Genomic DNA, 12,400 nt, shown 5'->3' with positions numbered 1-12,400 from the left:
AGGTCGCCACAGCTCGCCACGGTTGGCCTTTCCCTGCAAGCAGGGGAGTGGTGCAACAGCATGATACCGACTGGCGCGGATTGATGCCGTGCAAGGACTATTTCAGCTGCTATGATTGGACGCTCAGCCTTATTTGCGGCACTTCTTGCAGCGCTTCCATCTTATCCATCGAGGATTCCATTCCGTATGCCGCACTCTTTTTTTAATTTGTATTCGCATGATTTCGCCCGGCTCAGCGTGGGTGTGCCGCCTTGCCGTGTCGCTGATCCTGCGTATAACGCCAGCGCAACCATTGCCCTGGCGCAACAAGCGGCGCAGCAAGGCGCGGCGCTGATTGCCTTTCCCGAATTGGGTCTCTCGGCGTATACCTGTGAGGATTTGTTCCATCAGCGCACGCTGCTCGATGCCAGCGAAACGGCGCTGGGGACCATCGTGGACGCTTCGCAGTCGCTGCCTATCGTCCTTATTGTGGGCGTACCGCTCAAGGTCGATCACCAGCTGTTCAATTGCGCGGTAGTCATTTGCGGCGGGCGCATTCTCGGCGTCGTCCCCAAAAGTTATTTGCCCAACTACGGCGAATTTTACGAAGCGCGCCAATTCAGTCCGGCCGATGAGGCCGTATCGTCGGAAATCCGCTTGCTGGGCCAGACCGTTCCCTTCGGCGCCGGTTTGCTGTTTGAGGCCGAGAATCTGCCGCTGCTGAAATTTCATGTGGAAATCTGCGAAGACGTCTGGGTGCCGATTCCCCCGTCTTCTTTCGCCGCGCTGGCAGGGGCGACGGTGCTGGTCAATCTGTCGGCGTCGAATGCGACGGTCGGCAAGGCCGGTTATCGCCATCAATTGATCTCCCAGCAGTCGGCACGCTGCCTCTCGGCTTACTTGTACACCTCCGCCGGCCAAGGCGAGTCCACTACTGACATGGCCTGGGATGGACAGGCCATGATTTATGAAAACGGCGAACTACTGGCGCAATCGGAGCGGTTTTCTGATGTTGCCAGCCTCATTTCTGCCGATGTCGATCTGGAACGCCTGTCGCGCGAGCGCATGCGTCAGACCTCGTTCGGACAATCGACGCGCCGGCACCGGGAGGAAGTGTCGGCATTCAGAACCGTGCAATTTACGCTGACTCTGCCGACCGACAAGCCCCTGCGGCTGAATCGCACGGTGGAGCGCTTTCCCTATGTCCCGTCGAATGCGCTCCTGCGCGATCAGCGTTGCGATGAGGTGTATCAGATTCAGGTGCAGGCGCTGGTGCAGCGACTTTCGTCGAGCGGCATTTCCAAGGTAGTTATCGGCGTGTCGGGTGGTCTCGATTCCACCCATGCGCTACTGGTCTGCGCCAAAGCGATGGACCGGCTGCATCTGCCACGAACGAATATCCTGGCCATTACCATGCCCGGTTTTGCCACCAGTGACCGTACCTTGATGCAAGCGCGGCAGTTGATGGCCGCGGTCGGTTGCACCGCTTCCGAAATTGATATCCGTCCCAGCTGCGAGCAAATGCTGAAAGATCTCGGCCATCCTTATGCGGACGGTGTTTTGCAATTCGATGTGACGTTTGAAAATGTGCAGGCGGGCGAACGGACTAATCATCTGTTCCGTTATGCCAATTTTCACCACGGCATTGTCATCGGCACCGGCGACCTGAGCGAACTCGCGCTGGGTTGGTGTACCTATGGCGTGGGCGACCACATGTCGCATTACAACGTCAACGCCAGCGTCCCCAAGACCCTGATTACGCATCTGGTGCGCTGGGTGGCGGAAACCGGTCAATTGCCGGGAGCGGGTTCCGAGGTGCTGCTGGCCGTGCTGGATACGCCTATCAGCCCCGAGCTGGTGCCTGGGGCCTTAGTTGGAATATCGGATGGCGCATCGGACGCCGCACCGGCGCAAATCACTGAAAGCGTGATCGGGCCTTACGAGTTGCAGGATTTCAATCTGTATTACCTGCTGCGCTTCGGTTTCACGCCGAAGAAAGTCGCCTTCCTCGCGCATAGTGCCTGGCACGACAGTGAGCAGGGCGCGTGGCCGGAAGGGCTGCACGTATTGCGCAATCAATACACGCTCAAACAGATCAAGACTAACCTCGGCATCTTCGTCGATCGCTTTTTCCGCACCAGCCAGTTCAAACGCAGCTGCGTGCCGAATTCACCGAAAGTGGGTTCCGGCGGATCGTTGTCTCCGCGCGGGGACTGGCGCGCACCCAGCGATTCGGAAGCCGTGGTGTGGCTCAGTAATCTGCAGCAAATACCGGAAGAATAAGCAGTCCGAGTTCTGATCGGCAAAAAGCCCCGCCACCGAACGGTGATGGGGCTTCGTTTTTTGGGGCCTGTTTCTACGTTGTCCCCGGAGCTGCCTGCCTGCTTATTCCTTAGGAAAATCAGCCCCGAGGCTGACATCGCGCCACGCTTCGATTTGTTCCAGACCGGTTTTGAGTTTCTTGCTGACCGCATCCACGCCAAAGGCGCCGAGTACCAAATGATGCGGTGGGTTTTTTGTTTCCGTGACCAGAATCATCGCTGCCGCTGCGCGTTGTGGATCACCGGGTTGCTTGCCACTGTAAGCGGCGGTGCCCTTCAGCCGCGCACCCGCAGTTTCAGCGTAATCGGCGATCAAACTGGTTGTCTGTTTTAAAGAACGACCGGCCCAATCGGTGCGGAATGGCCCTGGCTCAATACAGGTGACGTGAATGCCGAGCGGAGCTACCTCTGCCGACAAAGCATCTGAGAAACCTTCGACCGCATGCTTGCTGGCAGCGTAGTAACCGGAGCCGGGAAAGCCGACTTTGCCGGCCACGGAAGTGATATTCAGAATATGACCTTTATGCCGCGCCCGCATGCCGGGCAGAACGGCGCGGGTCATGTCAAACAAGCCGAATACATTGGCATCGAACTGCGCGCGAATTTCTGCTTCCTCGCCTTCCTCAACCGAGGAGAGATAGCCATAGCCGGCGTTATTGACCAGTACGTCAATCGCGCCAAAATGATCTTGCGCAGCTTTCACTGCGGCTTTGATCTGCGCCGAATCGGTCACATCCAGCGCGAGCGCCAAAGCACGACCATCCGTGCCTGAAGCCAAATCAGCGACGCGAGCCTGATCGCGTGCGGTCACCACCACGCGCCATCCGCGTGCAATAACCTGTAAAGCCAATTCACGACCGAAGCCGGTTGAACAACCTGTGATGAACCAAACGGGGGTATCTGATGCGGAGATTTTTGACGTCATTTGAAGCCTTTCGACATTAGCGTTGCAAGTGAACCAACTATACGGCATCGCAGCAATGTCGGTTGGCAGGCAGCGAAATGTCTATGACAGGAAGCCTGGCGAGGCGTCAGCGACGCGAGGAATCGACCGCTCGTCTCACTTGTTCAGCCGTTCTTAAGTTCAGCCGTTCTTAATATTCCACCATCGCATGTTCCTTGACATGCAGTGTCCTCAATTCAGAGGGAGTGCCTGAGCGGGGAGAGGATTTTGTTTTTCCGGGTGAGAGTGGCGCTGTTTTTGCCTGTTGATGAGCTAACTTGAACACGGTCAGCGCATCCACCACTTCTTCGGTTTTTTCCAGCAAGGTGCCTGCCGCAGCGGCAGCTTGTTCCACCAGCGCAGCATTTTGCTGCGTCACGTCGTCCATCTGCGTAACGGCGTCGTTGACCTGCGAAATGCCCATGCTCTGTTCTTGTGAGGCAGCGGCGATGTCATTCATGATGCTGCTCACGCCTTGCACCGATTGGATGATTTCCTGCATGGTCACACCCGCGTTTTCAGCCAGCGTCATGCCTTCACCGACTTTTTCTACCGAAGCGGAAATCAGTTTTTTAATATCATTTGCCGCCGCTGCGCTGCGTTGCGCCAGACTTCTGACTTCCGACGCCACCACGGCAAAGCCGCGGCCTTGTTCTCCTGCGCGTGCGGCTTCGACCGCGGCATTGAGCGCCAAAATATTGGTCTGGAAGGCGATGCCATCAATCAGGCTGATGATTTCCACGATTTTTTTGGAGTAGACGCTGATTTCGCTCATGGTCGTCACGACGCTGGCGACGATCTCGCCGCCCTTGCCCGCGACCACGGATGCGCCGCCTGCCATCTTGTTGGCTTCCGCTGCGTTGTGCGTATTTTGCTGCACGGTAGAGGCCAGTTCTTCCATGCTCGATGCGGTTTCTTCCAGTGCAGATGCCTGTGATTCGGTTCTGCCTGAGAGGTCCATATTGCCGGTGGCAATCTCGCCGGTGGCGATCTGGATCTGGCTGAAATTGCTGCGAATGTCGCCAATGACCGAATGCAGGTTGACCCGCAACTGACGCAATGAAGCGAATAATTTGCCCATGTCGTCATTGCTGCCGACCACAATATCTTGCGTCAGGTCGCCGCCGGCCATGGTCTGACTGGCTGATATCGCACCCTTGAGCGGAGTAATGAGTTTGGTGTAGAGCGTGTACCAGAAATACAGGGCGCTGATGACCGCAACCCCGGAGAGGATAGACAGCGCGCTTTGTCCGAAAATTTGAGACAGGCTGTCAGGCTGAATGTTTTCCAGCGTCAGCAGCAGCAGTGCCGCAATCAGAAAGCTCAGGTTCCAGCCTACGCGCTGCTCCAGCGAAATATCTTTGAGCGAGGCGAGTCTGGCCAACAGACCTGTGCGTACGCCAACACCTTGCCGGATAGCGATTTTGTTGGGATTGCCTTCTTTGATCTCGCGGTAGAGCTTGCTTGCTGCATCGACTTGCTCACGGCTCGGTTTGGTGCGCACGGACATATAGCCGACAGGACTTCCGTTTTCGATCACGGGCGTCACATTGGCCAGCACCCAGTAATAGTCGCCATTTTTGCAGCGGTTTTTTACCATGCCGGTCCAGGACTGCCCATTTTTGATGGTCGCCCAAAAATCTGCGAACGCTTCTACCGGCATATCGGGGTGACGCAGGATGTTTTGCGGTGCGCCTATTAATTCCTGGCGTGTAAATCCACTGACTTCAACGAAGTAAGCATTTGCATAGGTAATGTTTCCTTGCAAATCAGTAGTCGACACAATGGTGTGGGTGTCGCTGAGCAGATATTCGTTCTGCGTGATGGGCGTGTTCAGGCGCATTTTATTCCTTCAGTTTCTGGTGGTGTTTTGAAGGGAAGCGTTTTCCATCCTTGCAAAGGCAAGATCCCGCTTTTGGGATGGCAATCAAGCCGGTGTTGCGAGAGATCAGTGCATTAAATTGACTAATGCAACTAATGCCGCTAACGATTTTTAGTCTCGATCCAATTTTTTTATTGGAAAAGATACAGGCTACCATTTTTAATTAACTATTAATGTATTTTATGAATTTTATAAAAAAGATGGATACAGAGATTGCCTTTATTTGAATATTTCATGAGGTATTATCGAAAGATGCTGTGATATAGTCATCATACCAGTTGGATAAAAATGGACTGGCGACAATAATCATAAAAAAACAGCGGTTGACGCAATCCGGCCAAAGTAGTCGGTGAAGCGGTCAATAAGAACGGGTGTCTGCCGCGCCATATCACTTCAGGAGACAGCATGAGTGTGCAAAATAAAGCCGTAGAAAAAGCGGTAATCCGAAAGGTATCGTTACGACTGGTTCCCTTCATCGCCTTAATGTTTTTCATCAATTTTCTTGACCGGACCGCCATCTCCTTCGCCGGACCGAATGGGCTAAGCAAGGATCTCGGCCTGACTGCCGCGCAGTTCGGTTTTGCTGCCGGGGTCTTTTTTATCGGCTATATCCTGCTGGAAATACCCAGCAATCTCGCCCTCTACCGCTTCGGCGCGCGACGCTGGCTGGCCCGCATCATGGTGACCTGGGGCGTCGTGGCACTGCTCTTCACTTGGGTCAGCAGCATTCCCGGCTTGTATGCGCTGCGCTTTTTCCTGGGCGTGGCAGAGGCGGGATTTTTCCCCGGCGCGATTCTGTTCCTGAGCATGTGGGTGCCGAGCCGCCATCGCAGCCATATCTTGGCGCTGTTCTATCTGGCGCAGCCGCTGACCATCGTCATTGGCGCGCCAGTCGCCGCATTGCTGATTCAGGCTAACGGCACATTCGGACTGGAAGGCTGGCGTCTGATGTTCGGCGGCGTAGCAATTCCCGCCATTGTGGTCGGCATCATCGCCTGGTTTTATTTGTCCGACAGTCCGGCGCAAGCGAACTGGCTGACACGCGAAGAAAAATCCTGGCTGATCTCCGAGCTGGATCGCGAAGAGCAGGCAAAAACCAAGGAGCGTCCGGCCCGCGTTGGCGAAGCGTTTTGTAATCCGCGCGTGTGGCAATTGTCCTTGGTGTATTTCGGTTTGATTTACGGCTTGTATGCGCTGGCGTTTTTCCTGCCGACCATCATCGGCGGCTTTGAAGTGCAGTTCGGCAGCAAATTCAGCGTGTTCCAGAAAGGCTTGATTACGGCCATACCGTATCTGCCTGCCGGTCTTGCCCTGTATTTGTGGAGCCGCGACGCCACTAAACGCGGCGTGCGTTCGTGGCATGTCGGCGTGCCTGCGCTGATCGGTGCTGCCAGCATCCCGCTGGCCCTGTACATGAACTCGCCTGCCGCCAGTATCCTCGTCATCACGGTGACGGCCTGCGCCATCTTTTCGGCCTTGCCGACTTTCTGGTCGATTCCCTCGCGCTTTCTGTCCGGCGCGGCAGCCGCAGCAGGGATTGCCCTGATCAATACGATAGGCAACGCCGCCGGTTTCATCGCGCCATTCGTCACCGGCGCTGTAAAAGATGCGACCGGCTCGTTTCAGGCACCGATGTTCATCGTCGGCGCTTTCATGCTGCTGTCGGCCATCATCATTTTTAGTATCGGAAGCAGCAGCAAAGTGGCGGAGAGCGAAAGCGCTTTGCCAGCCGATGCGCTGAGTACCGCTTCAGTCAGCTAAGCAGTCAGCCAAGCAGAGCGGCTCGCCGCCTGCAAAGGGCGAGTCGTACCCCAAGCCTATGTTTAACAAATCACGACCGTTTTAATGGAGAGTTCTCATGAATGAAAAAATTGCCCTGTTCGGCGCCGGTGGAAAAATGGGCGTGCGCCTGTCGAAGAATTTGCAAAAATCCGATTACCGCGTCGCTCACGTCGAAGTCGGCGCAGCCGGTCAGCAACGCCTGAAAGACGAACTCGGCATTGAGTGCGTGAGCGTCGATGCCGCGCTGGACAATGCCGATGTAGTCATCCTGGCTGTGCCGGACACCCTGATCGGCAAGATCGCCGCCGAAATCGCCCCCAAGTTGCGCGCCGGCACCATGCTCATGACGCTGGACGCCGCCGCGCCTTTTGCCGGTCATCTCCCGGACCGGGCAGACCTGACCTATTTCGTGGCGCATCCCTGCCATCCCTTGATTTATAACGACGAGACCACGGAAGAAGCGCGGCGCGATTATTTTGGCGGTGCCGCGGCCAAGCAATCGATTACCAGCGCCCTGATGCAAGGCCCGGAATCGGCCTTCGATCTCGGTGAAGATGTGGCCAAAGTCATTTATGCCCCCATACTGCGCTCTTACCGCCTGACCGTGGACCAGATGGCCTTGCTGGAACCGGGCTTGTCGGAAACCGTGTGCGCGACGCTGTTGGCCGTCATGCGCGAAGCGATGGACGAAACCGTCCGGCGCGGCGTACCGAAAGAAGCGGCACGCGACTTTCTGCTCGGCCACATGAACATTCTGGGCGCAGTGATTTTCAATGAAATCCCCGGCGCGTTTTCAGATGCCTGCAACAAAGCGATCCAATTCGGCAAGCCGCGACTGATGCGCGACGACTGGATCAAAGTGTTCGACCGCGAAGAAATCGCCGAAAGCATCCGCCGTATCACCTGAGGAAACCAACCGTGAGCGAACGCATATACGCCAGTTATTGGATGGAAACCGGCGACGACCCGACCCGCGCGGCCGAAGTTATTGCCGGCGAACAGTCGAGCGGTACTTTCGTGGCCTTGCCGACCGAAACGCCGGAACTGAAAGCGCGTTCCGGCGCCCGCGTCGAACGGCTGGAGATACTCGATGCCAGCAGCACTCCCAGCTTGCCGGGGGGGATGGCGTCCAAGGTTTACACCCGCTGCAATATGGAAATTTCCTGGCCGTTGGAGAATATCGGCCCGTCCTTGCCCAATCTGATGTCGACGATTGCCGGCAATTTGTTCGAATTGCGGCAGGTCTCCGGTTTGCGTCTGACCGGGCTGCGGCTGCCGTCGGCGTTTGCTACCGCATATCCCGGACCAGCCTTCGGTATCGCCGGCACCCGCCGTCTGACCGGCGTGGCGCAGGGGCCGCTGATTGGCACCATCATCAAGCCCAGCATCGGCTTGTCGGTGGAGGAAACCGTGCAGCAGGTGCGCGAACTGGTGCAGGGTGGAGTCGATTTCATCAAGGACGATGAATTGCAGGCCGACGGCACCCAGTGTCCGTTCGACCAGCGTGTGCGCGGCGTCATGCGCGTCATTAACGAGCATGCGCAGCGCACCGGCAAAAAAGTCATGGTGGCCTTCAATCTGACCGGCGATCTGGATCAGATGCGACGGCGGCATGATCTGGTGCTGGCGGAGGGCGGCACTTGCGTCATGGCCAATCTGAATGCGATCGGTCTGGTCGGTCTGCTGGAGTTGCGTCGTCATGCGCAATTGCCGATTCATGCGCATCGCGCCGGTTGGGGCTATCTCTCGCGTTGTCCGCAACTGGGTTGGGACTACGCGCCGTGGCAGGCCATCTGGCGACTGGCCGGGGCCGACCATATGCACGTCAATGGCTTGCGCAATAAATTCAGCGAACCGGACGATAGCGTGATCGCTGCTGCGCGCGCCGTACTGACGCCGGTGATGCCGCAAGCCGCGATGGAGGCCATGCCGGTATTCAGTTCGGGGCAGACCGGTTTGCAGGCCGCCGATACCTACCGCGCTATTGCTTGCACCGATCTGATTCACACGGCGGGCGGCGGCATTTTCGGCCATCCGCAAGGGGTGGCTGCCGGTGTCAGTGCTTTGCGCGAAGCCTGGGTTGCCGCAGTCGAAGGCATCCCTCTGGAACAGCACGCGCAAACGCATCCTGCTTTGCGCGCCGCACTGGGATTTTGGTAAGGGCCGGTCTGCCCACCCCGGCGGTCAGTGAAGTCGGGCGTGGTACAGTCCCGGCTTCACTTATCCCCGTTACCAGAATGAAGCCATGAGCGAAATTATTCCGCGTCGCAAGCTCTATCAGGAAGTGCTGGATCGCCTGATGGAGCGCATCCGTTCAGGACAAATTCCGCCCGGCGCGCAACTGCCGTCCGAGCGTGAACTGATGGAACTGTACGGCGTGGGTCGCCCGGCGGTGCGCGAAGCCTTGCAGGCAATGGAGCGTTCCGGTTTCGTGGAAATCGTCCACGGCGAACGGGCGCGGGTGATTGAACCGACCGCCGACCGCCTGATCGCCCAGATTGCCAGCGGTGCCATGCACATCTTGCGCACGCAGCCGGACATGCTGCGGCATTTGAAAGAAGCGCGGGTCTTTCTGGAAACCAGTACGGCGCGCATGGCGGCCGAGCGCGCCACGCAAGAGCAGATCGCCCGTTTGCGCGAGAGCATCGCGCAACATCGGGCATCGATGGTCAACCTCGAAGAATTCATCGAACGCGACATGGCCTTCCATCGTGAAATCGCCGATATCAGCGGCAATCCCATTTTTCCTTCCATCGTTGAATCGATGTTCCGCTGGGCCAGTGAGTATTACCAAACGCTGGTGCGCGCACCGGGCGCGGAAGAACTGACACTGGCCGAACATCAGCGCATCGTCGATGCGATTGCTCTGCATGATGCTGATGCAGCGGCGGAAGCGATGCGGAGCCATCTGCTGCGGGCGAACGAACTTTACGGGCAATTGAGCGTACATTGAGTGCAATGGCCTCTGGATGAGCGGAGATGCCGGGAATACTTTTCTCTTTGGCGAGGGCAATTCTGACGTTGTAGGGCAATGCGCTCTACAATAGGCCTTATTGTTACAAACTGATCCACGATTAACCCTATCGCTGTTGCAACCCGTCCTTCAGGAGCCCCTCATGAAACAAATCATCGCCATCATCAAACCCTTTAAGCTGGACGAAGTACGGGAAGCGCTGAGTGAAGTCGGCGTCTCCGGCCTGACCGTGACCGACGTTAAGGGGTTCGGCCGTCAGAAAGGCCATACCGAGTTGTATCGCGGCGCAGAGTATGTGGTCGATTTCTTGCCTAAGATCAAGATTGAAGTCGTGCTCGATGATGCGGTCGCCAGTGCCGCAGTAGACGCGATCATCAAGGCCGCGCATACCGGCAAGATCGGCGACGGCAAGATTTTTGTGCTGGATGTCGAGCAGGTCATTCGGATTCGTACCGGCGAAACTGGTACGGCGGCAGTCTAGACAGAAATTTTCTCCGTCGCGCTCAGGCGGCGGAGGTTCCCGACTTCAGTAGCACCACCAGCGCGCCCGAGCCACCATCGGCGGCGCGCGCCTGGCAGAATGCCATCACTTCTTCTTTTTGTGCCAGCCAGTTGCGCACCTTTTCTTTCAGAACCGGTTCGCGGTTGACCGAACCCAATCCCTTGCCGTGAATCACGCGCACGCAGCGCAGGCCGCCTTGTCGCGCCTGACGCAGAAACTCGCCCAAAGAATCACGCGCTTCTTCGCGGCGCATGCCATGCAGATCGAGCTGCGCCTGAATTGTCCAGTGGCCGCGCCGCAGTTTGCGCACCACTTCCAGACTCACGCCGTTGCGGGCGAAACTGAGCGAGGCATCGCTTTCAATGAGAGTTTCGGCGGTGAAATCGTCGGAAATCGACTCCATCAGCGCCGCTTGCTCATCGGCCAGATGGTGGCGGGCAATCGGCAGCGGACGGGCTGGCACAGGAGGCAGCTTGCCGTTGCCGGGCAGGGGCGCGACGATGCCGATGCTGCTGCGGAATAAATCCGCTTCCACACGCAATTGTTCTTGCTGGATGAGCCGCAGCGCTTCCGCTTCCCGACGTGTCTTTTCCTGCGCTTGCAAATCGCGGCGCAGGGATTTCAGATCGGTAAAATCCTTGATGGATGCGGGCATGGCGAAGTCGCTCCGGGGGGGTGCTGGCTTTGCAGACGCTGTATGTTGAGTTTGTGCTCAGGAGGCGTCTGCTGGCGCTTATTCCAGACTTTCCAGATAACGCTGCGCATCGAGCGCCGCCATGCAGCCGGTACCGGCACTGGTGATCGCCTGGCGGTAAATATGATCCTGCACGTCGCCGGCAGCAAACACGCCGGGGACGCTGGTGGCCGTCGCATTGCCTTCGGTACCGGCCTTGGTTTTCAGATAGCCGTTAGTCATTTCCAGCTGGCCATCGAAGATGCCGGTGTTGGGCTTGTGACCAATCGCCACGAACAGACCGTGTACCGGGAGGGTGAGGTGCGCGCCGTCGAGTTCGGACTTGATCGTGATGCCAGTCACTCCGCTTTCGTCGCCGACGACTTCTGCCAGCGTGCTATGCCATTTGACCTCGATTTTGCCTTCGGTCACCTTGTGCATGAGGCGGTCGATCAGAATCGGCTCGGCGCGGAATTTGTCGCGACGATGGATGATCGTCACTTTGCTGGCGATATTGGACAAATACAGCGCTTCTTCCACTGCCGTATTGCCGCCGCCGATGACCGCCACTTCGCGGCCGCGATAGAAAAATCCGTCGCAAGTCGCGCAAGCCGACACGCCTTTACCCATGAAGGCCTGTTCGGACTCCAGACCCAGATACTGGGCCGACGCGCCGGTCGCGATGATCAGCGCATCACAGGTGTATTCGCCCTGATCGCCGATCAGACGGATCGGCTTTTCGCTCAGCAGGGTGGTGTGGATGTGGTCGAAAATGATTTCGGTATTGAATTTTTCCGCATGCTGCAACAGGCGCTGCATCAGTTCCGGGCCTTGCACGCCGAGCGGATCGCCGGGCCAGTTTTCCACATCGGTGGTGGTCATCAGCTGGCCGCCTTGCTCCACACCGGTGATCAGCACCGGATTCAGATTGGCGCGCGCGGCATAGACGGCGGCGCTGTAACCGGCGGGGCCGGAGCCAAGGATGAGTACTTTAGCGTGTTTGGTCGTGGTCATAGGGTGCTCTTCGGGTCTGGATAAGTCTCAATCTGGATAAGTCTCAAATGAGTCCGCATTGCGCTTGGTATGGACCAAACCCGGGCCATGTGCGCCGGGCAGGCTGATATTGCACTGCGGAAGTGGGCAAATTATAGACTAATGCCTCGCCTTGCCCGATGGATTGTCGCTATCTGATAGTTAGGCTTACTCTTCCGTCCCGCAGCATGGATTGGGGCGTTCCGGGCAATCGCCGTTACAATGACGAACTGAGTAATGCACTAAGTAATGCACTAAGCAACGCACTGAATAAGGCACTGCGGATTGACAGGTGGCGATGCACTGCTGCGC

The 12,400-nt window shown here is 57.3% G+C and carries 10 protein-coding genes; 6 read left to right on the top strand and 4 right to left on the bottom strand.

Features of this window, described 5'->3' with window-relative positions:
• Positions 1–186: 186 nt before the first annotated feature.
• Positions 187–2,262 carry an NAD(+) synthase gene (locus tag RGU70_RS14180; protein WP_322210048.1) on the top strand — a complete coding sequence of 692 codons (2,076 nt, stop codon included), beginning with the start codon at positions 187–189 and terminating at the stop codon, positions 2,260–2,262.
• Between the two features lie 102 nt (positions 2,263–2,364).
• On the opposite strand, the gene RGU70_RS14175 is transcribed toward RGU70_RS14180, so the two are convergent.
• Together RGU70_RS14175 and RGU70_RS14170 are read right to left on the bottom strand one after the other, a co-directional pair.
• Positions 2,365–3,213, bottom strand: coding sequence for an oxidoreductase (locus RGU70_RS14175; RefSeq protein WP_322210806.1), 849 nt, complete (start codon positions 3,211–3,213; stop codon positions 2,365–2,367).
• A gap of 181 nt (positions 3,214–3,394) precedes the next feature.
• Entirely contained in the window at positions 3,395–5,086 is a 1,692-nt protein-coding gene (locus tag RGU70_RS14170) for a methyl-accepting chemotaxis protein (RefSeq protein WP_322210047.1), read from the bottom strand.
• 444 nt (positions 5,087–5,530) lie between these two features.
• Here RGU70_RS14170 and RGU70_RS14165 point away from each other — a divergent pair, with 444 nt between their 5' ends.
• The 5 genes from RGU70_RS14165 (at position 5,531) to RGU70_RS14145 (ending at position 10,362) form a co-directional block, all read left to right on the top strand.
• Complete coding sequence (locus RGU70_RS14165; RefSeq protein ID WP_322210046.1) at positions 5,531–6,886, top strand: MFS transporter; 1,356 nt, start codon at positions 5,531–5,533, stop codon at positions 6,884–6,886.
• A 97-nt stretch (positions 6,887–6,983) separates the two neighbouring features.
• Positions 6,984–7,814 (top strand): phosphogluconate dehydrogenase C-terminal domain-containing protein, encoded by an 831-nt coding sequence (locus RGU70_RS14160; protein ID WP_322210045.1) that lies wholly within the window; start codon positions 6,984–6,986, stop codon positions 7,812–7,814.
• An 11-nt stretch (positions 7,815–7,825) separates the two neighbouring features.
• Positions 7,826–9,067 (top strand): ribulose-bisphosphate carboxylase large subunit family protein, encoded by a 1,242-nt coding sequence (locus RGU70_RS14155; RefSeq protein WP_322210044.1) that lies wholly within the window; start codon positions 7,826–7,828, stop codon positions 9,065–9,067.
• An 85-nt stretch (positions 9,068–9,152) separates the two neighbouring features.
• Positions 9,153–9,860, top strand: coding sequence for a transcriptional regulator NanR (locus tag RGU70_RS14150; RefSeq protein WP_322210043.1), 708 nt, complete (start codon positions 9,153–9,155; stop codon positions 9,858–9,860).
• Positions 9,861–10,023: 163 nt separating this feature from the next.
• Positions 10,024–10,362, top strand: a complete 339-nt coding sequence (locus RGU70_RS14145) for a P-II family nitrogen regulator (protein ID WP_322210042.1) — start codon at positions 10,024–10,026, stop codon at positions 10,360–10,362.
• Positions 10,363–10,384: 22 nt separating this feature from the next.
• Here RGU70_RS14145 and RGU70_RS14140 read toward each other — a convergent pair whose 3' ends face one another.
• Positions 10,385–11,038, bottom strand: coding sequence for a Smr/MutS family protein (locus RGU70_RS14140; RefSeq protein WP_322210041.1), 654 nt, complete (start codon positions 11,036–11,038; stop codon positions 10,385–10,387).
• A gap of 78 nt (positions 11,039–11,116) precedes the next feature.
• Positions 11,117–12,070, bottom strand: coding sequence for a thioredoxin-disulfide reductase (gene trxB, locus RGU70_RS14135; protein WP_322210040.1), 954 nt, complete (start codon positions 12,068–12,070; stop codon positions 11,117–11,119).
• Positions 12,071–12,400 lie beyond the last annotated feature (330 nt).

Source organism: Herbaspirillum sp. RTI4 (assembly GCF_034313965.1).
In the GTDB taxonomy this organism is placed as follows: Bacteria; Pseudomonadota; Gammaproteobacteria; order Burkholderiales; family Burkholderiaceae_D; genus Herbaspirillum.
Note: the sequence above shows the minus strand (reverse complement) of the source record. Positions and strands in the feature narration are given on the sequence as shown.

Excerpts from the sequence above, each read along its gene's own strand:
- RGU70_RS14140 (WP_322210041.1), bottom strand. The coding sequence starts at position 11,038 with ATGCCCGCATCCATCAAGGATTTTACCGATCTGAAATCCCTGCGCCGC.
- RGU70_RS14165 (WP_322210046.1), top strand. The coding sequence starts at position 5,531 with ATGAGTGTGCAAAATAAAGCCGTAGAAAAAGCGGTAATCCGAAAGGTA.
- RGU70_RS14180 (WP_322210048.1), top strand. The coding sequence starts at position 187 with ATGCCGCACTCTTTTTTTAATTTGTATTCGCATGATTTCGCCCGGCTC.
- RGU70_RS14150 (WP_322210043.1), top strand. The coding sequence starts at position 9,153 with ATGAGCGAAATTATTCCGCGTCGCAAGCTCTATCAGGAAGTGCTGGAT.
- RGU70_RS14145 (WP_322210042.1), top strand. The coding sequence starts at position 10,024 with ATGAAACAAATCATCGCCATCATCAAACCCTTTAAGCTGGACGAAGTA.
- RGU70_RS14170 (WP_322210047.1), bottom strand. The coding sequence starts at position 5,086 with ATGCGCCTGAACACGCCCATCACGCAGAACGAATATCTGCTCAGCGAC.
- RGU70_RS14160 (WP_322210045.1), top strand. The coding sequence starts at position 6,984 with ATGAATGAAAAAATTGCCCTGTTCGGCGCCGGTGGAAAAATGGGCGTG.
- trxB (WP_322210040.1), bottom strand. The coding sequence starts at position 12,070 with ATGACCACGACCAAACACGCTAAAGTACTCATCCTTGGCTCCGGCCCC.